Below are 24,873 nucleotides of genomic sequence, written 5' to 3' on the forward strand. Positions count from 1 at the left end.
GTGACTCGTGGGTGCTTGTTCCAGTGACAGTAGTCGATTGACCATCGGCGATCGGCCTTAGGCAAGACGCGCGCATTCCGCCCGCCCTGCCCATGGCAAGGTGCGGTTTTATCAGCGGCAGTACTCTCTCGCCGCCACTTCCCTCCTCATCGTTCCACCGTTATCGTCTGCTGCCCCGTTTCGGGGCGAATTGTCTTCGCCCCTGCACTCGCCTGTTCCTCCCCAGCCGGGAGAAACTGATGGTGGTATTTGATTTTGCGCTGCGCGTTGCCGCGGCATTGACCCTGGGCGCCATGATCGGCGCCGAACGCCAGCTGCGCCAGCGCATGGCGGGCTTGCGCACGAACGCGCTGGTCTCCGTCGGCGCCTCGCTGTTCGTGATGGTTTCCGTGCTCGAAGGCGATGCCTCTGGCCATATGCGCATCGCCGCGCAGGTGGTGTCCGGCATCGGCTTCCTGGGCGCCGGCGTCATCATGCGCGAAGGCATGACGGTGCGCGGCCTGAACACGGCGGCCACCCTGTGGTGCTCGGCCGCCATCGGCATCCTGTGCGGCCTGGGCTTCGCACTGGAAGCGGCCATCGGCACGGGCTTCGTGCTGATCGCCAACCTGGTGCTGCGCCACCTGGCGCAACGCATCAACGCGCACGGCAGCGAAGCGGGCATCGAGACGGAAAGCATCTACCGCGTGACGGCCGTGTGCGAGGCGGAGCAGGAAGTCCAGGTGCGCAAGCTGATGCTGCGCTTGATCAGCGGCATGCCGGCGCTGATGCTGCAATCCTTGCACAGCGAGGATGCCGCGCAGGCCGGGCGCATCGAAGTGCGGGCCGACCTGCTCACGCCCCTGTCCAGTCTGGGATTGCTGGAACAGATCGTCAGCCAGGTCAGCCTGGAAGGCAGCGTCTCGGCCGTGCGCTGGGCGCTGGTGAACAACGCGGAATTTGTCGCCGAACGGGGAGTGTGATGATGAAAAAATTCTTCCATTGGTTCGCCCGGCGCGGTCCGGCTATCGCCACCTACCGCCTGACCGTCACCTGCCCGGCGGCGCAGGCCGACCACGTGGTGCGCCTGCTGCTGGCCGAACTCAAAGGCGCGGGCCTGGCGCCGTCGCAAATGCTGCGCAGCTGGGACGCGGCCAGGCAGGTGGTGCAACTGATCGCCACGGTGCTGTGCCAGGCCGTGCAGCGCGCCGTGCTGGTGCGCTTCGTCAACCGTGCGGGCGCCTGGCCGCAAGTACGACAAGTGCGCTGGGAAGGCGTCGCACCGTCAATCTAAGGCGGGCAGGCGCATGAGGAACAGCGCGCCGCCTTGCGGGCGGTTCCGCGCCTCGATGCTGCCGCCGTATGCGTGCACGATGGCTTGCGACAGGGCCAGGCCCAGGCCGAAACCGGGTGCCTCGCCCGCGCGCGCCTGGGCGCCACGGTAAAAGCGCTCGAACAGATGCGGCAAGTCTTCCACGCCGATACCCGGTCCCGCATCGGCCACGCCGACGATCGCATGCGCGCCATCGCGCGCCACGTGCACGCTGATGCTGGTTCCGGGCGGCGAAAACTTCACGGCGTTATCCAGCAGATTGGCCAGCACCAAGTCCACGGGGCCGGCCGCCACGCGCGCGTGCACGGCCACGCTGTCATCGAAGACGATGCGGATGCCGCGCTGCGCCGCCGGCTTTTCCAGCCGCTGCGCAGCCGCCCGCACGAGCGGATTGAGTTCGATGGTTTCCACGGCATTGCGCTCCTGCCCCACGTCCAGGCGCGTGAGCATCAGGAGTTCTTCCACCAGGGTCGTCAGGCGCTGCACTTCATCGAGGCAGGACGCCAGCGCGTCGACATACTCGGGCGACTCGCGCGGGCGGCGCAGGGTGATTTCGATTTCCGTGCGCAGGCGCGACAGGGGCGAGCGCAGTTCGTGCGAAGCGTCGGCCGTGAAGCGGCGCTGCGCATCGTAGCCGTGTTCCAGGCGGTCCAGCATGGCGTTCAGGGTATCGACCAGGCGGCCGATCTCGTCCTGCGTGCCGGGATGGGGCAGGCGCTGGTGCAGGCTGGCTTCGCCGATCGAATGCGCCTGGTCGACCACGTCGTCGATGGCGCCCAGCACGCGGCGCGTGAGCATTTCGCCGGCCAGCCCCACGGCCGCCAGCAAGGCCAGCGCCATGGCGCCAAACAGCACGGTGGCCGCGGCCAGCACGTGATTCGTGTCGTCGAGCGAACCGGCCACCTGCACCGCCAGGCGCGAACCGGACGAGGGCACGGGAATCGAGATCATGCGCAGCGGCTCTTCGCCGAACTTCGGCAGGGTTTCGAAGACGGTCTCGCCGGCCGCCAGGCGCGCCAGCAGGGCGGCCGACGCCGGCAGCTGCGCCGCCTCCAGGTTGCGGCTGCGCGCCAGCACGCGCCCCTCGCCATCGATGATCTGCACCAGGCGGTCCAGCCGCGTCAACGACGGCGGCGCCAGGCCAGGCGCCACCTCGTGCACCTGCACGGGCTGGCGCGGCGCGGCCGGCAGCATGGCCATTTCCGTTTCGGCCAGCGCCAGCAGGGCCGCATCGAGCTGGCCATGCACGGCGCGCGACAAGCCCCAGTAACCGGCCAGCGCCGTACAGGCGACGATGGCGAGGATGACGGCCAGGTGCACCAGCAGCAATCGCTTGCGAAAACTAGCCACCATTGTTTTCCGCCAGGCGGAAGCCGCGTCCGCGCACCGTGTGGATCAATGGCGGCAAGCCCGGCGCATCGACTTTTCCCCGCAGGTTGCGCACGTGGACATCAATCAGGTTATCGATGCCGATCAGGTCCGCCTGCCATATCTGCTCGGCCAGGCGCGCGCGGCTGACCACCTCGCCCGCCTGGCGCAGCAGGATCAATAAAATCGCATATTCCTTGGGTGTCAGCACCAGCGGCGCGCCGGCCCGCGTCGCCTGGTGGCTGACGGGATCGAGCGTCAGGTCGGCCAGCGCCAGCACCAGCGGACGGCTGATGTCGGAGCGGCGCAGCAAGGCGCGGATGCGCGCCAGCAGCTCCTCGAATTCGAACGGTTTGGTCAGGTAATCGTCGGCGCCCGTATTCAGGCCCGCCACCCGGTCGGCCGTGGCGTCGCGCGCCGTGAGCATCAGCACGGGCGTCTGGATGCCGCGCGCGCGCAAGTCGCGGCAAAAATCGATGCCTTGCTTGCCCGGCAACATCCAGTCCAGCACGATCACGTCGTAGTCGATGGCATAGCTTTCGTCCTCGCCCTCTTCCGCGCTGTGCGCCACGTCGACGACAAAGCCTTCTTCCTGCAAGCCGCGCGCCAGCAGGCGCGCCGCCTTGCGGTCATCTTCCACCAGAAGGATTCTCATGCCTGCCTTTCGCATTGCGCCGTGTTTTCCATGCTGGCATTTTACCGCGCTCCACCGCGCGCGCACGGAACCTGAAGAATGATTCAGGCGTTCTTGGGCGCTTCTTCAGGAGCACATTGCTATGCTTTTCCGGCGCTGTCATACCGCTGCCCGCGCTCCCCTCTGACCGCCCGCCTGGGCACGGCATCCACGCATGCCCCATCACCATCAATAACAAGGAAACACGGGATGAACACGACCACCCGCAACGCCCTGGGCGCCAGCTGCGCCCTCGCTCTAGCCTGCTCGGCCCTGGCCGGCTGCGCCAAACCGACGGCGGCAGCCACGCCGCCCGTCCAATCGATGCATCTGGACGACGGCAGCATCGCCGTCGACAAGATGTCGCCGCTGCGCCAGCGCCTGCAGATCGCCGCCGTGCAAGAACAGGAGATCGCCACGCAGACGGAGGCGCCGGGCAGCATCGAAGCGATGCCGGAAAAACTGGTGAAGATCACGCCGCCCCTGGCCGGACGCATCACGCGCTTGCAGCGCGCGCTGGGCGACAGCGTGAAGGCGGGCGACCCGCTGTTCACCCTGGACTCGGCGGAACTGAGTGCCGCCTACGCGGACGACAGCAAGGCGAAGTCCGCCCTGCTGCAGGCGCGCCAGGAACTGGAGCGTCAGAAAACCCTGTTCGAGGCGGAAATCGCCGCGCGCAAGGAGTACGAAGCAGCCCAGGCGGCCTTTGTGCAGGCGGGCAGCGACGCCCAGGCCAGCGCCGACAAGCTGGCCCAGTACGGCGCCGGCGCGCGCGGTTCGCGCCGCGACTACGTGCTGCGTTCGCCCATCGCCGGCACCGTGATCGCCATGGACGGCGCCCAGGGCGGCTACTGGAACGATATCAACGCGCCCGTCATGACGGTGGCGGATCTCTCCACCGTGTGGCTGTCGGCGAATGTCGCCGAGAGGGACCTGGCGCAGGTGGCCGTGGGACAAAAGACCCGCATCAAGGTCGACGCCTGGCCCGGCAAGGATTTTGAAGGCAAGGTCGCATATGTGGGCGCCGTGCTCGATCCCGAGACGCGCACGGTGCAAGTACGCGTGGCCATCGACAACCGCGCCGGCGCCTTCAAGCCGGGGATGTTCGCTCATGCGGGATTCGCTGGCGCCAGCCGCCGCGCCCTCCTCGTGCCCGCGGCGGCCGTGCTGCAAAGCGGGCTGTCGACCCGCGTGATGGTCGAGCGCAGCGCGCTGGTATTCACGCCGCGCACGGTGGAAGTGGGCGCCAGCCATGGAGACCAGGTGGAAATCGTCTCCGGCCTGAAGGCAGGCGAGCGCATCGTCGTCAAGGAAGGAGTGCTGCTCAATGATTGACCGTTTCATCGCCACCTGCTGCCAGCGGCGCGGCATCGTCTGGCTGGTACTGCTGTTCGTCGCCGCCTACGGCGTGTATTGCTGGAAGCAGCTGCCCATCGAAGCCTATCCCGACATCGCCGACGTCACCTCGCAAATCGTCACGCAGGTGCCGGGCCTGGGCGCCGAGGAAATCGAGCAGCAGATCACCATCCCGCTCGAGCGCGCCCTGCTGGGCACGCCCGGCATGCACGTTCTGCGCACGCGCAGCCTGTTCGCGCTGTCGCTGATCACGGTGGTGTTCGAAGATGGCAGCGACGGCTATTTCACGCGCGAACGGCTGCAGGAACGCCTCGCCAGCGTGAACCTGCCGTACGACGCCAAGCCGGGCCTCGATCCCTACACCTCGCCGACGGGCGAAATCTACCGCTACACGCTGGAATCGAAGTCGCGCAGCCTGCGCGAACTGTCGGAGCTGCAATTCTGGACCGTGATCCCGCGCCTGCAGCAAGTGCGCGGCGTGGCGGACGTGAGCAATTTCGGCGGTTTGACCACGCAGTTCATGCTGGAACTCGACCCCGCAAAACTGGACAGCTACGGCTTTTCGCTGGCGCAGGTGAAGGACGCCATCAACGCCAACAACATCAGCGGCGGCGGCAGCGTCATCGACCGCGGCCAGCAATCGTACGTGGTGCGCGGCGTGGGCTTGCTGCATTCGCTCGATGACATGGGCAACGTCGTCGTGAGCAGCAAGGATGGCGTGCCCGTGCTGGTGAAAGACCTGGGCAAACTCGCTTACGGCAACGTCGAGCGGCGCGGCATCCTCGGCAAGGACGACAATCCCGACACCATCGAAGGCATCACCCTGCTGCTGAAGGACTTCAATCCGTCCGAAGCGCTGGCCGGCATCCATGCTGCCGTGGACGACCTGAACGCCAACGTGCTGCCGAAGGACGTGAAAGTCGTGCCCTACCTGGACCGCAGCTCGCTGATCGACGCCACCCTGCATACGGTGGGATTTACCCTGGGCGAAGGCATGCTGCTGGTCGCCCTCGTGCTCCTGCTGTATCTGGGCAGCCCGCGCGCGGCCGCCATCGTCGCGCTGACGATTCCGCTGGCCCTGCTGATCGCCTTCATCTTCATGCACCACTTTAAAATTCCCGCCAATTTGCTATCCTTGGGGGCGATCGACTTCGGCATCCTCGTCGACGGTTCCGTGGTGGTGCTGGAAAACCTGCTGCGCCGCCGCGAACGGGACCAGGAACGGCCCCTGACCCTGCAGGATGCCATCGAGGCAACCCTGCAGGTGGCGCGCCCCATCATGTTCGGCATGGCCGTCATCATCGCCGCTTATTTACCCCTGTTCGCCTTCCAGCGCATCGAATACAAACTGTTCTCGCCCATGGCGTATGCGGTGGGCGCGGCGCTGGTGGGTGCGCTGGTGGTGGCGCTGGTACTGATCCCGGGCCTGGCCTGGCTGGCCCTGCGCAAACCGCGCCGCACCTTCCATAACCGCGCGCTGGACAAGCTGGCGGGCGCGTACGGCCGCTTCCTCGAACGCATGGTGGGCAAGAAGCGCTGGGTGGCGATGGTGTGCGCCGCGTCGCTGGCGGGTCTGGCCCTGCTGGGCGGCAGCATCGGCCGCGATTTTTTACCCTACCTCGATGAGGGTTCGCTGTGGCTACAGGTGCAGATGCCGCCCGGGATCACCCTGGACAAGGCGTCCGAGATGGCCAGCGAACTGCGGCGCGCCGCGCTGGAATTCCCGGAAGTGTCGACCATCGTCACGCAGACGGGGCGCAACGACGACGGCACCGATTACTGGACGCCGTCGCACATCGAAGCGAGCGTGGGCCTACACCCGTACAAGAGCTGGAAGTCGGGCATGAACAAGCAGCAGTTGATCGCCAACATGAACGCGCGCTTCGCCAGCATGCCCGGCGTCACGGTGGCTTTCATGCAGCCGATGATCGACGGCGTGCAGGATAAATTGTCGGGCGCGCACAGCGACCTGACGGTGAAAATCTTCGGCAGCGACCTCGATGAAGTGCGCGGCATCGCCGGCAAGGTGGCCAACGTCCTGAAAACCGTCCCTGGCGCCTCCGACGTGGCGGTGGACGTGGAGCCGCCGCTGCCCAACCTGAAGGTGGAACTGGACAGGGCAAAAGCGGCACGCTACGGCATCAACGCGGCCGACGTGGCCGACCTGATTGCCACCGGCATCGGCGGCGCACCCATCGGCCAGGTGTACGTCGGCGAGAAAAGCTACGACATCGCCGTGCGCTTCCCGCCGGCCACGCGTTCCAGCCCGGACGCCATCGCCAACTTGAAGCTCAACGCCGCCAACGGCGCGAGGATTCCGCTGGCGCAGGTGGCCACCATCAGCACCACCTCGGGCGAAAGCGTGATCGTGCGCGAAATGGGACGGCGCCACATCATCGTGCGCCTGAATGCCCGCGGGCGCGACCTGGCAGGCTTCCTGGCCGAAGCGCGCCCGCTGGTGGCGCAAACCGTAGCCGACGAACACCAGCGCATCAGCGTCGAATGGGGCGGCCAGTTCGAAAACCTGCAGCGCGCGCAAAGCCGTTTGGCGCTGATCCTGCCGATGACCCTGGGCGCCATGTTCCTGCTGCTGTTTGGCCAGTTCCGCAACCTGCGCCAGCCCGCGCTGGTCTTGCTGGCCGTGCCGCTGGCCATGCTCGGTGGCCTGGCCGCGCTGCACCTGCGCGGCATGACCTTGAACGTGTCGAGCGCCGTCGGCTTCATCGCCCTGTTCGGCGTGGCCGTCCTGAATGCCGTGCTGATGCTGGCGCAGATCAACCGCTTGCGCAGCGACGAGGGGAAAAGCTTGCGCGAGGCGGTGCTCGAAGGCGCGCGCGACCGCATGCGTCCCGTGCTGATGACGGCCACGGTGGCCGCCCTGGGGCTGACGCCGGCCATGCTGGCAACGGGCCTGGGCAGCGACGTGCAGCGCCCGCTGGCTACCGTCGTGGTGGGCGGCCTGGTGACGGCGACCGCACTGACCTTGCTGCTGTTGCCAGCCCTGTATTACCTGATCGAGGCGCACCTGCAAAAACGCCGGATCGACACCGAAGGAGAGACCCCATGACACGTATTAATGTACTGCTGGCAGCCTGGCTGATCGCCACCGGCGCCAGTGCCGCGCCCTTGAGCTTTGAAACCTATCTGTCCGCCGTGGAAAGCCACAGCCTGGAACTGCAGGCGCAGCAGGAAGACATCGTCTCGGCCAAGGCCGGCATCGGCATCGCCGGCCTGCGTCCCGATCCCGAATTCACCCTGGGCGCCACGCGCGAGACCGTGCGCAGCGTCGAACACCGTCCCATCACGTGGAATCCGGCCATCAGCATGGCCATCGAGACGGGCGGCAAGCGCGCCGCGCGCTTGAAGGCGGCGCACAGCCATGTCGCGCTGGCCGAGGAAACGGTGGCCGGTTTCAGGAGCGAACTGTATGGCACGGCCGCCGCCGCGTTCACGGAAGCGTGCCGCACGCGCGAAGTCCTCGCGCGCAAGGAGCAGACCATGGCGGCCCTGTCGAAAGTCGTCGACGCGAATGCCGTGCGGCGCAAGGCGGGCGACGTGGGCGGCATCGAGCTGCTGCAGTCGCGCGTGGAACGCGACCAGTTCCAGGCCGAGCTGGCGCAGGCGCGCAGCGAGGCGGACAGCGCCATGTTGAATTTGTCGCCGCCGCTGGGGCGCCAGTTCGACGCACTGTTTCCTGACGCGCAGCTGGGCTGCGACCTCGCCGCGTATGCCGACCAGGATGCCAGCGTGCTGGCGCCGCAGGCGCTCGAGGCCCGCAGCGATGTGCGCATCGCCCGCGCCACGCTGGACAACCTGCGCGACGGTGCGGCGCTGGTGCGCGCCAACCGCGCCGTCGACCCGACCGTAACCGTAGGCCTGGCCGCCACGCGCGGCTACCATGACGGCATCGACGCTGGCGGCAATCCCGTCGATGGCGCGTCCCGTTCCCGCGCGCTGTCCCTCTCGCTGGCAATCCCAATTCCCCTGTCGCGGCGCGACACGGGCGACGTGGTGCAGGCGGAATCAAGTGTGACGCAGGCGATGCTGGCCCTGCGCCAGGCGGAACTGACGGCGGAAACGCAGGTGCGCACGGCGCAGCGGCAGCTGCATGCGGCGCAGGACAGACTGGCACGCTACCGCGACGGCGTGCTGGTCGATGCGCAAAAGGTGGTCGACGGCATGCGCCTGTCCTACGTCAAAGGCAATGCCTCGCTGCTGGAATGGCTGGCGGCGCAGCGTTCGGCCGATGAGGCGTATCAGGGTTATGTGCAGGCGCGCGCCGATGCGGCCATTGCCAGCACGCAGCTGCAACTGGCGCTTGGCCAGCGGCCACGCTTGTAGCGGAGGAAGGGAAAACGGGGAGATACCGGCGCGGCGATGCCGCACCGGTCGTCAGGAACGGGGAGTTACTGGGGCTGGGCGGGGGCGTCGCCTTCGGCGGCCGGATCTGCGTCGACGTCGGCGTCGTCCGCTTCCGGCTCATCGCCTTCGCCGCCGTCGGCCGGCTTCGGATTGTTCTTCGCTTCCAGCTTGCGTCTGGCTTTTTCCTCGGCTTTCTTCTTCTTTTCCAGCTCTTTTTGCCGTTTTTCGTATTGGAAATTTGTCTTGGCCATTTACTACCTCTTTAGTTTTTTATTGTTACAGATAAGCACATAGGGCACATTATGACGCAGTTGGAGCAAATACAAAATTTTTAGCCGCGCGGATGATGCTGCGCATGCAGCAGTTTCAGCCGTTCGCGCGCCACATGCGTGTAAATCTGCGTGGTGGAAATATCGGAGTGCCCCAGTAACAATTGCACAACACGCAAGTCCGCGCCATGGTTGAGCAAATGCGTGGCAAATGCGTGGCGCAAGGTATGCGGCGACAGCGGCGCCGTGATGCCCGCGTTCAGCGCGTGTTTCTTGATGATGACCCAGAACATTTGCCGCGTCATGGCGCCGCCGCGCCGCGTGACGAACAGCGCGTCGTCCATCTGCCCGTCGAGGATGACGCCGCGCGCTTCCTTCAGGTAACGCTCGACCCACAGCCGCGCCTGCTCTCCGAACGGCACCAGGCGCGTCTTGCTGCCCTTGCCCGTGATGCGCAGCACGCCATCGTTCAGGCTCAGCTCGACCGATTTCAAGTCCACCAGCTCCGACACGCGCAAGCCGCTCGCATACATGAGTTCGAGCATCGTGCGTTCGCGCAGGCCCAGCGGCGTGCTCACGTCGGGTGCCGCCAGCAAGGCTTCCACCTGCGCTTCACTCAAGGTGTGCACGAAGCGCGCCGGCTGCTTGGCCGACACCATCTTCAGGCACGGATCGGCGGCGATATGCTTGTGCCGCAAGGCCAGCTGGTAAAAGCGCTTGAGCACGGACAAGCGCCGGTTCGACGATGTCGCCTTGCTCTCGTCGTGGCGGGCGGCGAAATACGCCTCGATATCGGCCGTGGACACCTCGTACAGGCCCTCGCGCCCGGGCCGCGCCACTTCCAGCCAGCGCGAAAACAAGCGCATGTCGCGCCGGTAGGCGTCCAGCGAGTTTTTCGACAAGCCGTCTTCCAGCCACAGGCTGTCGCAGAATTCATCGATCAGGGTGGCGTTGTCGGGCGCCAGCAGGCTGCTCATCATCGGTACGCTTCCACGCCTTCATGCGCCAGCAGCCAGCGCTTGACGCCCAGGTGAAAGCCCGTCGCATCGTCGTGGTGGGCGAAGCCGCCCAGGCCGCCAGCGGCCGTCACGCGGTGGCAGGGAATCACCACAGGAAACCAGTTGGCGCCGCAGGCCTGGCCCACGGCGCGCGGGGCCGAACCGATCAGCCGCGCCACGTCGCCATACGTGCGCACCTGGCCGCGCGGGATGCCGGCGATCGCCGCCCATACCCGTTGCTGGTAGGCGCTGCCCGCGTCTGCCAGCGGCAGGTCGAAGTCATAATCGGGATCAAGGAAATAGCGCGCCAGTTGCTGGCACGCCCGTTCGGAGACGGCATCCTGCGGCGCTTTCTCGTCGAAGTGCGGCGGCAAATACACCAGTTCGCGCAACTGGCCATCCTGCGCGCGCACGCCCATGGCGCCGAACGGCGCGGCCACGATGGCGCTGAACAGTTCACTGCCCTGTTGTTTTTTCATCTGCTGATCATTATTCAAGTGTGGCATATATGCAACCTGCCGGCGCCGGAAACAGCGCCACGGGAATTATGCACCGACTTTGGGCCTGCCGGCGGACGTTTCCCCCGCACGAAAAAAAAGCGCACCAGACGGTGCGCTTCAAATATTGCTTCACGTTCCCGGTCGTTTGGGTCCGCCGGTGCCGGCTTGTGGCCGCAGACAGCTATGACTCAACAACTTCTGTGAAACGTGTGTCTCCTCAATATATCCCCGGTATCAATACCGTTTTTATAGACCACTCCCCCACTAACTTTATTGCCAATTCTGTATTTCAGCCTTGCTACCTGGGCGTATATGCATATACGTGTTTCCCCTTAAGGCTGCCCATCATAGCGCATTTATTCGGCCGGATCGACTTTTTTTGCACCATGACGGGGACAACTGTTTTAGTTGTAAATTAAATTTGGCAGCCACAGCGAGATTTGTGGTACGTAAGTAATCAAGCCCAGGAAGGCCAGCATCGTCAGCAGCCATGGCATCACGGCCACAGTCAGCTCCGAGATGCCCATCTTGGTGATGCCGGACGCCACGTACAAGTTCAGTCCCACAGGCGGATGGCACATGCCGACCTCCATATTGACCACGATCAAGATGCCGAAGTGCACTGGGTCGATGCCCAGCTTCATGGCGACGGGGAACAGGATCGGCGCCATGATCAGCACGATGGACGACGGTTCCATGACGTTACCAGCCAACAGCAGCAGCACGTTGACCACCAGCAAGAAGCTGATCACGCCCAGGCCCTTGCCCGTAATCCATTCGGCCATCGCCTGCGGGATGTTTTCGCTGGTCATCAGGAACGAGAACAGCACGGCATTCGTGATGATGTACAACAGCATCGCCGACATGGCGGCCGAATCGAGCAAGACCTTGCCCACCTGCTTGATCTTCAAGTCCTTGTAGACGAAGACGGCGATGATGAAGGCATACACGGCGGCCATGGCGGCCGCTTCCGTCGGCGTGAACGCGCCCGAATAGATACCGCCCATGACGATGACGATCAGGAGCAGGCCCCAGGCGCTCTTCTTGAACGTGACGAAACGCTCGCCCCAGCTGGCCTTTTTCATGCGTGGATAATTGTGCTTGCGCGCCAAGAACCATGTGGTCAGGCCCAGCAGCATGGCCAGCATCATGCCGGGAATCACGCCCGCCATGAACAGCTTGCCCACCGAGGTATTCGTGCTGACGGAATACATCACCATCACGATCGATGGCGGTATCAAGATGCCCAGCGCGCCCGAGGTGGTGATGACGCCGGCGCCGAAACCGCGCGGATAGCCCTGCTTGACCATGGCCGGCAGGATGATGGAGCCGATCGCCACCACGGTGGCGGGGCTGGAGCCGGAGACGGCGGCAAACAGCGCGCAGGCCATCACGCCGGCCAGCGCCAGGCCGCCATGCCAGTGGCCGACCATGGAGCTGGCGAAGTTGATCATGCGCCGCGCCACCCCGCCATGCGTGAGGAAGTTGCCCGCCAAAATGAAGAACGGGATGGCCATGATCTCGAACTTCTCGATGCCCGTGAAAATCTTCAGGGCTACCGATTCGATGGGCACGCTGGTCATGGTGAACAGGAACGTCAATACCGTCAGGCCCAGCGAAATGGAAATCGGCATGCCGGTCAGCATCAGCGCCAGCAGCAACACAAAAATGATCAGCGCGTTCATGCCTTGGCTCCTTTTTCTTCAGCCGTCAATTCCTCTTCCAGCCCCTCGACATGCGAGTGGTCGTGTTTTGGCAAGGCGCCCGTCTTGATGAAATGCACCATCACTTGCAGGAAGCGGAAGCACATCAGATAGGAACCGAGCGGCACGGCCAGGTAAACCAGCCACATCGGCACTTCCATGTCGGCCGAGGTCTGGTCCGTGTGGCCGATCGACCACACGAAGCTGGCGCCCAGGGTCCCCACGACACCCGTAAACAGGGCACCGGCGGCCAGGCCAAAGACGATGAATCGGTCGCGCCAGCGCGGGTTCATGCGGTTGATCAAGACGTCGACGCCCACGTGGATGCCCGTGCGCACGCCGTACGCGGCGCCGAACTTGGCCATCCAGACGAACATGTAGATGCACAGTTCCTGGGCCCAGCTGGTATTGATTTGAATCAGGAAGTCTTGCACGACCGGTATCGGCAAGCCTGCCAGGTAGCGGTGCACGACCGCGACGAAGATGATGAAGGTGGCCGCGCCCATCAGGGTCGCGATCAGCCACTCTTCCAGGTGATCCAGAAATTTCATGGTGGACTTTCAAAGAATGCGGGTACACGGACTCCCGCGCAGGACGCGCAGGAGTCATTCGAGCGAGTGGCAGGGATGCCCTGCCTGGCGCACCAGGCGGTGCGCCAAAGCCTGCGCCTTACTTCGCGCTTTCCTTGTTGATGGCCGAGATCAGGTCCTTGCCGATGCGCGCTTCCATGGTCTTCTGCACGGGCGCCAGCGCCTTGCGCCACTCGGCCTGTTCCTGCACCGTCAGGGTATAGATCTGCGTCTTGCCCGCTTTCTTGATGGCGTCGAGAGCCTGGTCGTTGTCGCGCTGGGCGATGGCTTTTTCAAACGTGGTCGCCTCGCGCATGGCTTTTTCCAGCTGGCCGCGGATCTCGGGCGGCAGACCGTCCCAGAATTTCTTGTTGACGATGACGGCATAGCCCAGGTAGCCGTGGTTCGACACGGTCACGTGCTTTTGCACTTCATGCATCTTTTGCGTGTACATATTCGATGGCGGGTTTTCCGTGCCGTCGACCACGCCCGTCTGCAGCGCCTGATACACTTCCGAGAAGGCCAGCACCTGCGGGTTGGCGCCCAGCGCGCGCATTTGCGCGTCGAGCACCTTGGACGACTGGATGCGCATTTTCAGGCCCTTGAAGTCGGCCGGCGTGTGCAGCGGCTTGTTGGCCGACATCACCTTGAAGCCATTGTCCCAGTAGGCCAGGCCCGTGATACCCTTGGGTTCCAGTTTTTTCAGCAGGCTCTTGCCGATTTCGCCTTCGGTGACGTTGTACAGCGCCGTCTTGGTGGGGAAAATGTAGGGCAGGTCGAACGCTTCGAATTCCTTCACGCCCAGCGGGCCGAACTTGGCCAGCGACGGCGCCAGCATCTGCACGGCGCCCAGCTGCAGGGCTTCGAGTTCTTCCTTGTCCTTGTACAGCTGGCTGTTCGGGTACAGTTCGACCTTGACCTTGCCATTCGTGGCTTTTTCGGCCAGTTGCTTGAAGCGCTCGGCGGCCTGGCCTTTCGGCGTGTCGGTGGCCACGACGTGGCTGAACTTGATGACGATGGGGGCTTGCGCGTAAGCGTGAACGCCGGCGGTGGCGCCGATGGCCGCGCACAGCGCGACGAACATGGTTTTCATCTGCATTATTGTCTCCTGAGTGGTTTTTAAAAAACTTTATTATTTGTCTATTTGGATATTGTGCCAAAGAAACTGCCCCGGCTATTGTGGTTAACCACAATAGCCGGCTCCCGATAAGCCGCTACCCTGCCAGCCATGCCGACTTCCCCCACCTTTGCGCGCCGTTTCAAGCTGTCGAGCCCGATGCGCTGGCTGCTGCCCGTCATCCTGCTGCTGCTGTTCCTGTCCATCCTGTTCTGGCTGCCCTGGCAGGCGCGCCAGATGGAGAGCAACGAGCGCCAGGAGCAGCTGATCGCCGACACCCTGTGGGTGGAGCAGACCATCCGCTTCCAGCTGGCGCGCAACGAGGAAAGCCTGTTCAACCTGGGCGTGGACATTGCCAGCAGCTCCCTGTCGGCGGAAAAAGTGCACGAGCGGCTGCAGCAGATGCTGCGCAATGGCCGCGAACTGCAGCGCGTTCTCTGGCTCGACACCAGCGGCAAGGTGCTGGCCACTAGCGACAGCAACCTGCCGCACGCCCTGTCGTTTTCGCCCGCCTCGCTGACGGCGGCCGACAATGCGCGCCGCCTGCACCGGGGCCAATACGCCCAGCCTTCGCAGCAGACGGGCTTTCCCGACGCGCCGCCGGGCGCCATGCTGATGGATTACCACCAGCCCCTGTTCGATGGCCAGCGCTACGTGGGCAGCCTGGTGGCCACTTACCAGATCAGCAGCCTGCTCGATGAAATGGTGCCGTGGTGGTTCGCGCAGGATAACCAGATTTCGCTGATCGACCGCGACGACAAGGTGCTGGCGCGGCGCGCCGCAGCCGGTCCCGGCCACGGCGTGTACACGCACAAGCGCGCCCTCGACGTGCCCGGCGCCAGCATCACCCTGTTTACCGACAGCGTAAAAAGCCAGCCCAAGCTGCTGCCCAATCTGCTGGTCGGCTCCGTCATCGCCCTGTCGCTGGGTTTGCTATGGAGCTTGCTGGCCCTGTGGCGGCATATTTCGCGCCGCTTGGTGGCCGAAGGCGCGCTGCGCCAGCAGATGCTGTTTCGCACGGCGATGGAAAACTCGCTGGTGACGGGGATGCGCGCACGCGACCTGGAAGGAAGAGTCACCTACGTGAATCCCGCGTTTTGCCAGATCGTCGGCTATCCGCCCGAGGAAATCCTGGGACGGCTGCCGCCCATGCCTTACTGGGTGCCGGAGGCGCTGGAGGAATACCAGCAGCGCTTCGTCAAGGCCCTGGCAGGCAATCCCACGCCGCAGTTCGAAACCTATTTCCAGCGCCCGGACGGCACGCGCGTGCCCGTGCTGATCTTCGAAGCGCCGCTGGTGGACAAGAACGGCCAGCAGACGGGCTGGATGGGCTCCGTGCTCGACATCTCGGACCGCAAGCGCGTCGAGGAACTCAATCGCCAGCAGCAGGAAAAACTGCAAACGAGTTCGCGCCTGGCCACCATGGGCGAGCTGGCGTCGATGCTGGCGCATGAATTGAACCAGCCGCTGGCGGCCATTTCCAGCTACACGACAGGGGCCTTGAATTTGATCCGCAGGGCCATCGAGCATGAGGCCCCCGTCGATCCAGGCACCCTGAAACCGGCGCTGGAGCAGGCCAGCGCGCAGGCGCAGCGGGCCGGCCAAATCATCCGCAGCGTGCACGATTTCGTGCGCAAGAGCGAGCCGCAGCGCCAGGATATCGCCATCCGCACCCTGATCGACGGCATCCGCGCGCTGATCGACCTGCAGGCGCGCAAATACTATGTCACCATCCAGGAAGAGCTGCCGCCGGACCTGCCGCTGCTGCGCGCCGATCCCGTGATGATCGAGCAAGTGCTGCTGAACCTGACGCGCAACGCCATCGAGGCGATGCAGGATGCGGCGCCGGGACGGCGTATCATGCGCCTGCGGGCCAGCCACGATGCGCAGCAAGGCATGGTGACGGTGGACGTGATCGACCATGGCCACGGCATTGCGCAAGACGTGGCCGAGCGGCTGTTTTCGCCGTTTTTCTCGACCAAGTCCGAAGGCATGGGCATGGGCCTGAACATCTGCCGCACCGCCATCGAATTTCACGGCGGCGCGCTGACCTTCGGCGCCAACCCCGCTGGCGGTACGATCTTTACATTCAGCGTGCCGGCCGCGCCGCAAGCGCCGCACTCGCATTAACGAATAACGCATAACGACAATCCGGAGACACCATGCTGCACATCATTGACGACGAAGAGGTCGTACGCGACTCCCTGTCCTGGCTGGCCGCCTCGCGCAGCATCGAGGCGCGCAACTACGCCAGCGCCCAGCAATTTCTCGATAGCCTGGACGGCAGCTTCGACGCGGCCGGCGACTGCGTGCTGCTCGACGTGCGCATGCCCGACATGAACGGCATCGCCCTGTTCGACCAGCTGGTCAAGCGCGACCTGACGGCGCGCCTGCCCGTGATTTTCCTCACCGGCCACGGCGACGTGCCGATGGCCGTCGACAGCCTGAAACGGGGCGCCTTCGATTTCTTTGAAAAGCCGTTCAACGACAACGACCTGATGGACCGCGTGCAGCAGGGCCTGGCCAACTCGCGCCAGGCGGGCGAACTGGCCGCCGTGCACGCGCGCCTGGCCACCCTATCGACGCGCGAACGCGAAGTGCTGGACCTGATTTTGGCGGGGAAGATGAACAAGGTGGTGGCCGACAAGCTGGGCATCAGCATGCGCACCGTGGAAGTCCACCGCGCGCATATCTTCGACAAGATGCAGGTCAAGACGGCGGTGGAGCTGGCGGGGTTGTTGAAGTAGACTGAAATCCGGGGTCAGACCCCGGATTGAGGTTTCAAGTATCTAATCAGTCGTCGTGATGCTCATGGTGCTCTTCCACGCCATGCTTCCAGTAGCTGGCCACGTGCAGATGCTGCTTCGGCACCCCGGCATCAATGAAATGCCCGCGCAAGCCCTGCACCTGCGCATGCTCGCACGCCACCCACACATAGCCATCGCCATCCTGCGGCAAGGTGACCTGCGCCAATTCATCCAGCAGCAGCGGGCCCTTGCGGCCATTGCGCGCCACCCAGCGCACGTCCAGCTGCGCCGCGCACTCGAGCGCGATCTGCTCGCCGTCTTCGACGATCTCGATCACGGCCGTCGCGCGCGCCGTGGCCGGCAGCTGCTCCAGGCGGCGGGCAATGGCCGGCAAGGCCGTCTGGTCGCCCACCAGCACATACCAGTCGAAATCGAGCGGCACCAGCATGGAGCCGCGCGGCCCACCCACGCCCAGGGTCTGGCCGGGCGCGGCTTGCGCCGCCCAGCTGGCCGCGGGGCCGTCGCCATGCAGCACGAAGTCGATTTCCAGCTCACGCCGCGCCGCGTCGTAGCGGCGCGGCGTGTAGTTGCGGGCGATGGGACGCGCGCCTTCCCCATACTGGATGGGATTCGCGCCATTGCCCAGCACGGGAAACACAGGAGTGGTCTCGCCGGGGGCGGGGAAGAACAGCTTGACGTGGTCGTCGTGCGCCGGCGAGACAAAGCCATCCAGATCGTCGCCGGCCAGGGTGATGCGGCGCATGTGCGGCGTCAGCTGCTCGGTGCGCACGACGGTGAGCACGCGCAGTTTCAAGTCATGCCGCACGCGCTCGATGGCATGCGGACGTGGTGCTGCAGGTGATGCTGGTGAGGCAGTAGTCATTGCTTGTCCTTGTAAAGTGGGCTCAGTGGCCGTCGACGATGGCGTTCGCCGCCTGTTCCAGCACGGCGGAGACGCGCTCGGCTTCCGCGTCGCTCCAGCTGGTCTTGTTCAGCAAGAGCGCATGCTTGAGGGTGTGCATGGCCTGGCGCACGCGCTCGGGCAAGGCGTTTTTCGCCTGGACGCGGGCAAACATGTCGAGGCGGGCCAGGATGCCGTCCACCTGGGCGCGGTTTTCGTCGAGATACGCGCGGCCCAGGTCCGTGATCGTATAGAGCTTCTTGCCGCTGGCGCTTTCGGAGGACGTCACGTGGTCCTGCTCTTCCAGCAGGGTCAGGGTCGGATACACGGCGCCCGGGCTGGGCGCATAGGCGCCGCCGCAACGCTCTTCGATGGCCTTGATGATTTCATAGCCGTGACGGGGGCTGATCTCGATCAGCGCCAGCACGATCAGCGGCAGGTCCCCGCGGCCGAAGACGCGCTCGGCCCGTTCGCCGCGCCCGCCCCGGCCACCGGGGCCGCCATGGCCCATGCCGTCGCCGCGCTCGTCGAAGCCGCGCGGGCCGCGGCCGTGTGTGAAATAGTCATGGCGGTGTTCGCCATGGTGGTGATGCTGGCCGCAATGGCCGTGATGATGCTGATGGCCATGATGGCCGTGTTCTGCGTGGTGTGAGTTTCTCATGTTTTCTCTTTAAAGATATATCGTTAGTAGGCATCGACATTTTATAACGATATATCGATAAATCAAGGAGAAATTTGTTATGCTCGTCTTTCCGCAATCGACACGCCGATGCCATGCCTGAAAAAACCGTCGCTGAAAAAATGTATGTGAAAAATGCCAAGGCCCTGGCCGTGCTCAATGACGGCGGCGGGCACGATGCCCTGCTGGCGCAGCTGCCGGCGGAGCGGCGGGCGAGTGAAGGGGAAAGCGCCGACTGGCTATTGCTGTTCGCGCGCAGCCGCGCGGAACTGGAACAGTTCCTGCCGGCGGCGCAGGCGCGCCTGGCGCCCGGCGGTGCGGTCTGGGTGGCGTACCGCAAGGGTGGAATCAAAGCGGGCAGCGATATCCACCGCGATGATATCCGCGACTTTGCGCAAACCATGGGACTCGACAGCGTGGCGATGGTCGCCATCGATAGTGAGTGGTCGGCGCTGCGCCTGAAGCAGGTTTAAACGCAGTTATAAACGCAGGTCAAGCGATGCCGTGCAGCGCCAGCGCCCATTCGACGTGTTCGCGCACGATGGCCGATGGATGCTCGCGGCGCAACAGCAGGGCCGCGACGATGTCGGCCTGGCCCCGGGCCTTGGTCGCCGCGTTGCCCATGCCGACGGCCAGGTTGCGCAGCCAGCGTTCGTGGCCGATGCGGCGGATCGCGCTGCCTTCCATGCGGCGGTTGAATTCCTCTTCCGTCCAGGCGAACAGCTCCACCATGCCGGCGCTGCCCAGGCTGTGGCGCTCGTCGAAATCGGGTACGACGGCGCGCTGGGCAAACTTGTTCCACGGGCAGACGGTCTGGCAATCGTCGCAGCCGTACACCTTATTGCCGATCAGAGGGCGCATCTCGACAGGAATGGCGCCTTTCAGCTCGATCGTCAGGTAGGAGATGCAGCGCCGCGCGTCGAGCTTGTACGGCCCCAGGATGGCTTGCGTCGGGCACACCGTGATGCACGCCGAGCACTGGCCGCAACGCGGGGTCTCCGGCGGGTCGACTGGCAGCGGCACGTCGATGAGGATCTCGCCGAGGAAAAAAAAGGAGCCGCCCTGGCGGTTGATCAGCAAGGTGTGCTTGCCGCGCCAGCCCAGGCCGCCCTTTTGCGCCAGCTCCACTTCCATCACGGGCGCCGAATCGCTGAAGACGCGGTAGCCGAAGTCGCCGATCTCGCCCTTGATGCGCTCGGCCAGCTGCTGCAGACGCGAACGCATCACCTTGTGATAGTCGCGGCCCCGCGCATACACGGAGATCACGGCCGCCGCGGGATCGGCGTCGCGCGCCGCCTCGTGTGTGCGCCAGTCGGGCCCCAGCGCCGGCGGCAGATAATTCATGCGCGCGCTGATGGCCCGCACCGTGCCCGGCACCAGTTCGGCCGGGCGGGCGCGCTTCATGCCGTGACTGGCCATGTAATCCATTTCGCCGTGATACCCTGCATCGAGCCAGGCTTGCAACGGCGCTTCCATGTGCGACAGGTCCACGTCGGCGATGCGCACTTCGGCAAAACCCAGCTCGCGCCCCCATTCTTTAATGGTGCGCGCCAAGGCGGCGAGATCGGTGACGGTGGCGGACATAGGGGACTTTACGGAAAACGGCAGGCGCGCGGACGGTTACAATGACAGCAGCCTCCATTTTATGCGATACAGAAGATAATGACCGAACACTTCAAAGCCCACCTCCACGACGAAGCCGGCACCGCCGCGCTGGGCGCCGCGCTGGCGCGCGCGCTGGCGCCGGGCCTGGCGATCTACCTGCACGGCGACCTGGGTGCCGGTAAGACGGCCCTCACCCGCGCGCTGCTGCACGCGGCCGGCCATGCTGGCCACGTGAAAAGCCCCACCTACACCTTGTCCGAACCGTACACGGTGCAGCTCGATGGCCAGAGCGTCAACGTCATCCACTTCGACCTGTACCGCATGGGCAGCGCCGAGGAATTTCTCGACGCCGGTTTTCGCGAAGACTTCGACGGCCGCAATATCTGCATCGTCGAATGGCCGGAGAAAGCCGAACCGGTGCTGCCGCCGGCCGACCTGAATGTTTATTTGAACGTTGCGGGTACAGGACGTGATGTAGAATTGCAAGCGTCTTCTGAATTGGGTCTGTCATGCCTTCACCGTCTCAAATTCGCCCCGAACCTTTGATTTCCTCGCCCATCACCCGGCGCACGGTACTCAAGGCCGGCGGCACCCTGCTGTTGTCCGTGTTCGCGCCCATGTCGGCGATGGCGGCGCAAATTCTCGCCGTGCGCGTCTGGCCGGCCGAGGACTACACGCGCGTCACCCTGGAAAACGACAGCATCCTCAAGGCGACCCACTTCATCGTCAAGGATCCGGAACGACTGGTGGTCGACATCGAAGGGCTGGAACTCAATCCCACCCTGAAGGGCCTGGTGGCGAAGATCCAGTCGAACGACCCGTATATCAAGCAGGTGCGCGTGGGCCAGAACCGGCCCAACGTCGTGCGCCTGGTGTTCGACCTGAAGGAAGAAGTCACGCCGCAGCTGTTTACCCTGCCGCCGGCCGGCTCCTACAACCACCGTTTGATCTTCGACCTGTATCCCGTACGCGAGCCGGACCTGATCGCGCAGATGATCGAAAAGGGCGACTGGTCGAGCGACCCGGCCAAGCCGCCAATGGCCGGCACGCATACGCCGCCGCCCGCGCTGCCCCTGCCCGACAGCGGCAAGCCGCCCGTGGCCGCCGTCACGCCGGTAACGCCGGTAGCCCCCATCGTGCCGCCCGTGCCCGATATCCGCCCGGAGCAGCGCCCCGAAGCACGTCCCCTGCCGGGCCAGAAAGTGGTGCGCATGATTACCATCGCCCTCGATCCCGGCCACGGCGGCGAAGACCCGGGCGCCATGGGCAGCCGTGGCAGCCGCGAAAAAGACGTGGTGCTGGCCATCGCCAAGCGCCTCAAGACCAAGCTGGAACTGCAGCCGAACATGCGCGTCATGCTCACGCGCGACGCCGACTTCTTCGTCCCGCTGGGCATGCGCGTGGAAAAGGCGCGCAAGGTGCAGGCCGACCTGTTCGTCTCGATCCACGCCGATGCCTTCATCCAGCCGACGGCGCGCGGCTCGTCCGTGTTCGTGCTGTCCGAAAAGGGCGCCACCTCGACGGCCGCGCGCTGGCTGGCCAACAAGGAAAACCAGGCCGACCTGATCGGCGGCGTGAACGTGAAGAACCACGACAAGCAGCTGGCCAGCGTGCTGCTCGACCTGTCGACGACGGCGCAGATCAATGACAGCATGAAGCTGGGCAAGGCCGTGCTGCGCGAAATCGGCGGCATCAACCGCCTGCACAAGGGTTCCGTCGAGCAGGCCGGCTTCGCCGTGCTGAAAGCGCCCGACATTCCCTCCATCCTGATCGAGACGGCCTTCATCTCGAATCCGGAAGAAGAAGCCAAGCTGACCGACAACGGCTACCAGGACCAGATGGCCGACGCCATCGTCACGGGCATCAAGAATTACTTTGCCAAGAATCCGCCGCTGGCGAAAAGCCGTTTGACCTGACATGAAAGCCTAGCATGAGCAACAGCACCTTTGGCCAGCTGCCGGCCGTGACCATCCGTGCTGCCGACGGCGCGCAGGCGACCGTCACCCTGTACGGCGGCCATCTGGTCTCGTGGCGGACCAGCGATGGACGGGAACGCCTGTTCTGCAGCCGCGATTCAGCACTCGACGGCAGCCGCGCCATCCGTGGCGGCGTGCCCGTGATCTTCCCCCAGTTCGGCGCGCGCGGCACGGGCATGCGCCACGGCTTTGCCCGCGTGGCGACCTGGCAGCTGGAATCGACGGGCGAAGCCGATGGCGCGGCCTGGGCGCAATTTGCCCTGACCCAGGCTGACTTGCCGGAAGCGATCGCCGCCACCTGGCCCTGGGCCTTCACCCTGCGCCTGCGCGTGGCCGTCAAGGCGCAGACGCTGGAACTGAACCTGTCCGTGCATAACACGGGCGAGCAGGCGTTTCCGTTCTCGGCCGCCCTGCACAGCTATTTTGCGATTGATCAATTGAGCGAGGCGCGCATTGGCGGCTTGCAGCGCGTGCGCTATTCGGACGAGACGCCGCAAGATGCCCTGCAGGCGGAAGAGGTGCTGCAATTTTCGGACAAGCTGGACCGCATCTACTACCAGCTGCCTGGCGCCTTGAGCCTGCAGTCCGGCGGCCACACCTTGCGCCTGGAACAGCAGGGCTTCACGGACGCCGTCGTGTGGAACCCGGGCGCGCAGGATGCGTCCGCCCTGCCCGACCTGGCCGACGACGAATACCAGCGCTTCCTCTGCATCGAGCCAGCCCTGATCCAGCCCGATTCGCTGGCTGCCGGCGCCGAATGGACCGGCCGCCAGCATCTCGCATTTATTTAATTCGACTCCTTGATGATGCGGCCGTTGGCAGACTGAATCGGGCGCGCATTCAAGGGATACAAACGGCTGAACAGCGCCATCTGCGCCGGCGAAGCCTGCACCGGCTGCTTCATCACCATCCACAGCACGCCTTCGCTGCAAGGCGGCTCCGTCATCGATCCCATGTAGGTGTAGTAATCGCGCCGCGTCGGCAGCATCTCGGCCGGGTCGAGCAGGATGGTCGGCTGCATGGTCTCGAATTTTTCCAGCGGCAGATTGTTCCACACGGTCTGGATGGTCGCCTGCGGCGCGCCCCGCTCCAGCAGCAACGCCAGCACGGCTTGCCGGCCTTCTGCATCGCGATGCACCAGGTGCACCACCATCTCGAACGCCTTGCCATTGATGCGCTCTTCGGACGGCCGGTGGAAATGGAATTGCTGCAGCTCGAACATGCGGTTCTGCACCGTGATGTAATTGCCGCCGCTCACGCCCACCTGCACCGTGTGGCCATTGTCGACCACATTGAACGACGACGGGTGGTAGTCAAAGCTGATCTGTTCAAGCTCCACCTTCATGCCATCGCGGATGTCGATCGGCGACTGGCGGTTGCCATTGCCGCACTTGGCCCAGTCGACATTGATCTTGCTCCAGTTGGCCGGGCCGCTGTCGCCCTCGTACGACCAGTGCGTGCCGCGCGCCACGGGTGGCGGTGGCGGCGGCGCGGCCTTCACCACGGCGGCGCGCTTGGCGCGGGCGGCGGCGCGGGCCGCCTGGGTGGCGCGCATTTCCGCCAGGCGCGCCGCGATGCGTTCGGACAGGTCGACTTCGGCCGCTTCTTCCTTCTCGCGCGCCGTCGGCGCGACCACGACAGGCGCCTTGGCCTCCTTGCCCTTCACCGATTCGGTCAGGGTTTTCATGGCGGCCGCGCGCGCCGACGCCGACATGGGCGCGGATGCAGCGGCGCTCGCCGAAGCGGGGGCATCTTTGGCGCTTGCCATGGCCGCCATCGCGGCAAGGCTGCAAGCTAACAGGGCGCTCAAATGTCGCATGGAAATCCAGAAAGTGAGAATACCCTCTGGTTTACGGCTGGAAAGCAACAAAACTTGAATCAGGGCGGGAGTAAAACAGAAACAAGGCAGAGAAAAACGGGATCCGGGGCCGGCTGCGGGCTGTGCCGCAGCGCGCTTGCCCCGGATTCATGCGGCCTTACGCCGACTTGCCGACCATGCGCTTGTAGAGTTTCCACATGCCGCCCAGTACTACCGGCACGACGGCGGCGCCGACTCCGATCAGCACGATCAAGGTCAGGTGGTCGCGGATCCATGGGATATTGCCGAAGAAGTAACCGGCCGTCACCAGACCGACCACCCACAACAGGGCGCCCGTCACGTTGTACATCTGGAAGCGCGCATGCGTCATGTCGGAAATGCCGGCCACGAACGGCGCGAAGGTGCGCACCACCGGCACGAAACGGGCCAGGATGATGGTCTTGCCGCCGTGCTTTTCAAAGAATTCATGCGTGCGGCGCATGGCATCCTTGTTGATCCAGCGGTAATCGTGGGTAAACACCCTTTGCCCGATGGCCTCGCCTATCCAGTAATTGAGCGTGTTGCCCGTGACGGCAGCCGTCACCAGCAAGGCTATCAGCAAGCCCAGGTGCATCTGTCCCGTCGCGCAAAACGCGCCGGCGATAAACAACAAGGTATCCCCAGGGAAGAAAAACAGTACCACGAGGCCTGTCTCGCAAAAAATAATGGCAAACAGCACTGCATACACGAGGGTACCGTACTGCTCGATCAAGAGACCCAGCGTCTTGTCGACATGCACGATCATGTCGAGGAATTGCACAAAATCCATATATTTTTCCCTAAAGGTAGCGGCGGAATCATACACCACCCGGCCAGCGCAACGGCAGTCCCCGGGCCGATATTTCGTGATTAATTCGGCAGCGCCCTTGGCGGCGTGGCA

At 64.6% G+C, this 24,873-nt stretch carries 25 protein-coding genes; 12 read left to right on the forward strand and 13 right to left on the reverse strand.

The features are described 5' to 3' along the window. The first annotated feature begins 239 nt into the window (after positions 1-239). Together BZG29_RS24530 and BZG29_RS24535 are read left to right on the forward strand one after the other, a co-directional pair. On the forward strand, positions 240-962 hold the full coding sequence (locus tag BZG29_RS24530) for an MgtC/SapB family protein (RefSeq protein ID WP_070223069.1): 723 nt from the start codon (positions 240-242) through the stop codon (positions 960-962). Beyond that, the gene (locus BZG29_RS24535) at positions 962-1,273 is read left to right on the forward strand and encodes a hypothetical protein (protein ID WP_077408375.1); all 312 of its coding nucleotides are present in this window, start codon (positions 962-964) and stop codon (positions 1,271-1,273) included. The genes BZG29_RS24530 and BZG29_RS24535 overlap by 1 nt, the downstream gene beginning before the upstream one ends. Here the strand turns inward: BZG29_RS24535 and BZG29_RS24540 are convergent. Further along, positions 1,265-2,662, reverse strand: coding sequence for an ATP-binding protein (locus BZG29_RS24540; RefSeq protein ID WP_171985179.1), 1,398 nt, complete (start codon positions 2,660-2,662; stop codon positions 1,265-1,267). The genes BZG29_RS24535 and BZG29_RS24540 overlap by 9 nt on opposite strands. After that, positions 2,655-3,335 carry a response regulator transcription factor gene (locus BZG29_RS24545; RefSeq protein ID WP_077408379.1) on the reverse strand — a complete coding sequence of 227 codons (681 nt, stop codon included), beginning with the start codon at positions 3,333-3,335 and terminating at the stop codon, positions 2,655-2,657. Before BZG29_RS24545 ends, BZG29_RS24540 begins: the two co-directional genes overlap by 8 nt. A 228-nt stretch (positions 3,336-3,563) precedes the next feature. On the opposite strand from BZG29_RS24545, the gene BZG29_RS24550 reads away from it, so the two are divergent. Genes BZG29_RS24550 through BZG29_RS24560 form a run of 3 tightly spaced genes read left to right on the forward strand, consistent with a single transcriptional unit; the run spans position 3,564 to position 9,050 of the window. Continuing rightward, the gene (locus BZG29_RS24550) at positions 3,564-4,688 is read left to right on the forward strand and encodes an efflux RND transporter periplasmic adaptor subunit (protein WP_077408381.1); all 1,125 of its coding nucleotides are present in this window, start codon (positions 3,564-3,566) and stop codon (positions 4,686-4,688) included. Next, the gene (locus tag BZG29_RS24555; protein ID WP_077408383.1) at positions 4,681-7,776 is read left to right on the forward strand and encodes a CusA/CzcA family heavy metal efflux RND transporter; all 3,096 of its coding nucleotides are present in this window, start codon (positions 4,681-4,683) and stop codon (positions 7,774-7,776) included. The genes BZG29_RS24550 and BZG29_RS24555 overlap by 8 nt, the downstream gene beginning before the upstream one ends. Then, positions 7,773-9,050: a TolC family protein gene (locus BZG29_RS24560; RefSeq protein ID WP_077408385.1), complete on the forward strand. Its 1,278-nt coding sequence runs from the start codon at positions 7,773-7,775 to the stop codon at positions 9,048-9,050. The genes BZG29_RS24555 and BZG29_RS24560 overlap by 4 nt, the downstream gene beginning before the upstream one ends. A 65-nt stretch (positions 9,051-9,115) precedes the next feature. Here BZG29_RS24560 and BZG29_RS24565 read toward each other — a convergent pair whose 3' ends face one another. The 6 genes from BZG29_RS24565 to BZG29_RS24590 form a co-directional block, all read right to left on the reverse strand. Continuing rightward, positions 9,116-9,322 carry a hypothetical protein gene (locus BZG29_RS24565; RefSeq protein ID WP_070257461.1) on the reverse strand — a complete coding sequence of 69 codons (207 nt, stop codon included), beginning with the start codon at positions 9,320-9,322 and terminating at the stop codon, positions 9,116-9,118. A gap of 80 nt (positions 9,323-9,402) precedes the next feature. Next, entirely contained in the window at positions 9,403-10,317 is a 915-nt protein-coding gene (gene xerD / locus BZG29_RS24570) for a site-specific tyrosine recombinase XerD (RefSeq protein WP_171985180.1), read from the reverse strand. Further along, positions 10,317-10,817: a methylated-DNA--[protein]-cysteine S-methyltransferase gene (locus BZG29_RS24575; protein WP_077408387.1), complete on the reverse strand. Its 501-nt coding sequence runs from the start codon at positions 10,815-10,817 to the stop codon at positions 10,317-10,319. Before BZG29_RS24575 ends, xerD begins: the two co-directional genes overlap by 1 nt. Positions 10,818-11,242: 425 nt before the next feature. Next, positions 11,243-12,523, reverse strand: a complete 1,281-nt coding sequence (locus tag BZG29_RS24580) for a TRAP transporter large permease (RefSeq protein WP_034746868.1) — start codon at positions 12,521-12,523, stop codon at positions 11,243-11,245. Beyond that, positions 12,520-13,092, reverse strand: a complete 573-nt coding sequence (locus tag BZG29_RS24585) for a TRAP transporter small permease (protein WP_077408389.1) — start codon at positions 13,090-13,092, stop codon at positions 12,520-12,522. The genes BZG29_RS24580 and BZG29_RS24585 overlap by 4 nt, the downstream gene beginning before the upstream one ends. A gap of 118 nt (positions 13,093-13,210) precedes the next feature. Beyond that, the gene (locus BZG29_RS24590) at positions 13,211-14,209 is read right to left on the reverse strand and encodes a TRAP transporter substrate-binding protein (RefSeq protein WP_077408391.1); all 999 of its coding nucleotides are present in this window, start codon (positions 14,207-14,209) and stop codon (positions 13,211-13,213) included. A gap of 129 nt (positions 14,210-14,338) precedes the next feature. Here BZG29_RS24590 and BZG29_RS24595 point away from each other — a divergent pair, with 129 nt between their 5' ends. Both BZG29_RS24595 and BZG29_RS24600 read left to right on the forward strand, forming a co-directional pair. Further along, on the forward strand, positions 14,339-16,357 hold the full coding sequence (locus tag BZG29_RS24595; protein ID WP_253192693.1) for a PAS domain S-box protein: 2,019 nt from the start codon (positions 14,339-14,341) through the stop codon (positions 16,355-16,357). A gap of 32 nt (positions 16,358-16,389) precedes the next feature. Further along, positions 16,390-16,974 (forward strand): response regulator, encoded by a 585-nt coding sequence (locus BZG29_RS24600; RefSeq protein ID WP_034780029.1) that lies wholly within the window; start codon positions 16,390-16,392, stop codon positions 16,972-16,974. Positions 16,975-17,020: 46 nt separating this feature from the next. Here the strand turns inward: BZG29_RS24600 and BZG29_RS24605 are convergent, their stop codons facing one another. Both BZG29_RS24605 and BZG29_RS24610 read right to left on the reverse strand, forming a co-directional pair. Beyond that, positions 17,021-17,857 (reverse strand): siderophore-interacting protein, encoded by an 837-nt coding sequence (locus BZG29_RS24605; RefSeq protein WP_077408393.1) that lies wholly within the window; start codon positions 17,855-17,857, stop codon positions 17,021-17,023. Positions 17,858-17,879: 22 nt separating this feature from the next. Next, positions 17,880-18,536 carry a PadR family transcriptional regulator gene (locus BZG29_RS24610; protein WP_077408395.1) on the reverse strand — a complete coding sequence of 219 codons (657 nt, stop codon included), beginning with the start codon at positions 18,534-18,536 and terminating at the stop codon, positions 17,880-17,882. Between the two features lie 113 nt (positions 18,537-18,649). Between BZG29_RS24610 and BZG29_RS24615 the strand changes: the two genes are divergently transcribed. Next, positions 18,650-19,027 (forward strand): DUF3052 family protein, encoded by a 378-nt coding sequence (locus tag BZG29_RS24615; RefSeq protein ID WP_077408397.1) that lies wholly within the window; start codon positions 18,650-18,652, stop codon positions 19,025-19,027. Between the two features lie 19 nt (positions 19,028-19,046). On the opposite strand, the gene queG is transcribed toward BZG29_RS24615, so the two are convergent. After that, on the reverse strand, positions 19,047-20,138 hold the full coding sequence (gene queG, locus BZG29_RS24620) for a tRNA epoxyqueuosine(34) reductase QueG (protein WP_077408399.1): 1,092 nt from the start codon (positions 20,136-20,138) through the stop codon (positions 19,047-19,049). Between the two features lie 78 nt (positions 20,139-20,216). Between queG and tsaE the strand changes: the two genes are divergently transcribed. The 3 genes from tsaE to BZG29_RS24635 are packed head-to-tail and all read left to right on the forward strand — an operon-like array spanning position 20,217 to position 22,926. Further along, the gene (tsaE, locus tag BZG29_RS24625) at positions 20,217-20,705 is read left to right on the forward strand and encodes a tRNA (adenosine(37)-N6)-threonylcarbamoyltransferase complex ATPase subunit type 1 TsaE (protein ID WP_077408401.1); all 489 of its coding nucleotides are present in this window, start codon (positions 20,217-20,219) and stop codon (positions 20,703-20,705) included. Next, a complete protein-coding gene (locus BZG29_RS24630) occupies positions 20,669-22,075 on the forward strand; it encodes an N-acetylmuramoyl-L-alanine amidase (RefSeq protein WP_077408403.1) in 1,407 nt (468 codons plus the stop codon). The genes tsaE and BZG29_RS24630 overlap by 37 nt, the downstream gene beginning before the upstream one ends. Before the next feature lie 14 nt (positions 22,076-22,089). Then, entirely contained in the window at positions 22,090-22,926 is an 837-nt protein-coding gene (locus tag BZG29_RS24635; protein ID WP_077408405.1) for a D-hexose-6-phosphate mutarotase, read from the forward strand. On the opposite strand, the gene BZG29_RS24640 is transcribed toward BZG29_RS24635, so the two are convergent. Beyond that, complete coding sequence (locus tag BZG29_RS24640) at positions 22,923-23,903, reverse strand: carbonic anhydrase (RefSeq protein ID WP_253192694.1); 981 nt, start codon at positions 23,901-23,903, stop codon at positions 22,923-22,925. The genes BZG29_RS24635 and BZG29_RS24640 overlap by 4 nt on opposite strands. On the opposite strand from BZG29_RS24640, the gene BZG29_RS28605 reads away from it, so the two are divergent. Beyond that, on the forward strand, positions 23,821-24,012 hold the full coding sequence (locus BZG29_RS28605) for a hypothetical protein (protein ID WP_251351786.1): 192 nt from the start codon (positions 23,821-23,823) through the stop codon (positions 24,010-24,012). The genes BZG29_RS24640 and BZG29_RS28605 overlap by 83 nt on opposite strands. A 99-nt stretch (positions 24,013-24,111) precedes the next feature. Here the strand turns inward: BZG29_RS28605 and BZG29_RS24645 are convergent, their stop codons facing one another. Then, positions 24,112-24,762, reverse strand: coding sequence for a VTT domain-containing protein (locus BZG29_RS24645; RefSeq protein WP_071075583.1), 651 nt, complete (start codon positions 24,760-24,762; stop codon positions 24,112-24,114). Positions 24,763-24,873: the final 111 nt, after the last annotated feature.

The organism is Janthinobacterium sp. LM6, assembly GCF_002002885.1.
Taxonomy (GTDB): domain Bacteria; phylum Pseudomonadota; class Gammaproteobacteria; order Burkholderiales; family Burkholderiaceae_D; genus Janthinobacterium; species Janthinobacterium kumbetense.

Coding starts and splice junctions, on each gene's coding strand:
- BZG29_RS24530 (WP_070223069.1), top strand. CDS start 240: ATGGTGGTATTTGATTTTGCGCTGCGCGTTGCCGCGGCATTGACCCTG.
- BZG29_RS24535 (WP_077408375.1), top strand. CDS start 962: ATGATGAAAAAATTCTTCCATTGGTTCGCCCGGCGCGGTCCGGCTATC.
- BZG29_RS24545 (WP_077408379.1), bottom strand. CDS start 3,335: ATGAGAATCCTTCTGGTGGAAGATGACCGCAAGGCGGCGCGCCTGCTG.
- BZG29_RS24550 (WP_077408381.1), top strand. CDS start 3,564: ATGAACACGACCACCCGCAACGCCCTGGGCGCCAGCTGCGCCCTCGCT.
- BZG29_RS24555 (WP_077408383.1), top strand. CDS start 4,681: ATGATTGACCGTTTCATCGCCACCTGCTGCCAGCGGCGCGGCATCGTC.
- BZG29_RS24560 (WP_077408385.1), top strand. CDS start 7,773: ATGACACGTATTAATGTACTGCTGGCAGCCTGGCTGATCGCCACCGGC.
- BZG29_RS24565 (WP_070257461.1), bottom strand. CDS start 9,322: ATGGCCAAGACAAATTTCCAATACGAAAAACGGCAAAAAGAGCTGGAA.
- xerD (WP_171985180.1), bottom strand. CDS start 10,317: ATGAGCAGCCTGCTGGCGCCCGACAACGCCACCCTGATCGATGAATTC.
- BZG29_RS24575 (WP_077408387.1), bottom strand. CDS start 10,817: ATGAAAAAACAACAGGGCAGTGAACTGTTCAGCGCCATCGTGGCCGCG.
- BZG29_RS24580 (WP_034746868.1), bottom strand. CDS start 12,523: ATGAACGCGCTGATCATTTTTGTGTTGCTGCTGGCGCTGATGCTGACC.
- BZG29_RS24585 (WP_077408389.1), bottom strand. CDS start 13,092: ATGAAATTTCTGGATCACCTGGAAGAGTGGCTGATCGCGACCCTGATG.
- BZG29_RS24590 (WP_077408391.1), bottom strand. CDS start 14,209: ATGCAGATGAAAACCATGTTCGTCGCGCTGTGCGCGGCCATCGGCGCC.
- BZG29_RS24595 (WP_253192693.1), top strand. CDS start 14,339: ATGCCGACTTCCCCCACCTTTGCGCGCCGTTTCAAGCTGTCGAGCCCG.
- BZG29_RS24600 (WP_034780029.1), top strand. CDS start 16,390: ATGCTGCACATCATTGACGACGAAGAGGTCGTACGCGACTCCCTGTCC.
- BZG29_RS24605 (WP_077408393.1), bottom strand. CDS start 17,857: ATGACTACTGCCTCACCAGCATCACCTGCAGCACCACGTCCGCATGCC.
- BZG29_RS24610 (WP_077408395.1), bottom strand. CDS start 18,536: ATGAGAAACTCACACCACGCAGAACACGGCCATCATGGCCATCAGCAT.
- BZG29_RS24615 (WP_077408397.1), top strand. CDS start 18,650: ATGCCTGAAAAAACCGTCGCTGAAAAAATGTATGTGAAAAATGCCAAG.
- queG (WP_077408399.1), bottom strand. CDS start 20,138: ATGTCCGCCACCGTCACCGATCTCGCCGCCTTGGCGCGCACCATTAAA.
- tsaE (WP_077408401.1), top strand. CDS start 20,217: ATGACCGAACACTTCAAAGCCCACCTCCACGACGAAGCCGGCACCGCC.
- BZG29_RS24630 (WP_077408403.1), top strand. CDS start 20,669: ATGCCTTCACCGTCTCAAATTCGCCCCGAACCTTTGATTTCCTCGCCC.
- BZG29_RS24635 (WP_077408405.1), top strand. CDS start 22,090: ATGAGCAACAGCACCTTTGGCCAGCTGCCGGCCGTGACCATCCGTGCT.
- BZG29_RS28605 (WP_251351786.1), top strand. CDS start 23,821: ATGGCGGCCGCGCGCGCCGACGCCGACATGGGCGCGGATGCAGCGGCG.
- BZG29_RS24640 (WP_253192694.1), bottom strand. CDS start 23,903: ATGGCAAGCGCCAAAGATGCCCCCGCTTCGGCGAGCGCCGCTGCATCC.
- BZG29_RS24645 (WP_071075583.1), bottom strand. CDS start 24,762: ATGGATTTTGTGCAATTCCTCGACATGATCGTGCATGTCGACAAGACG.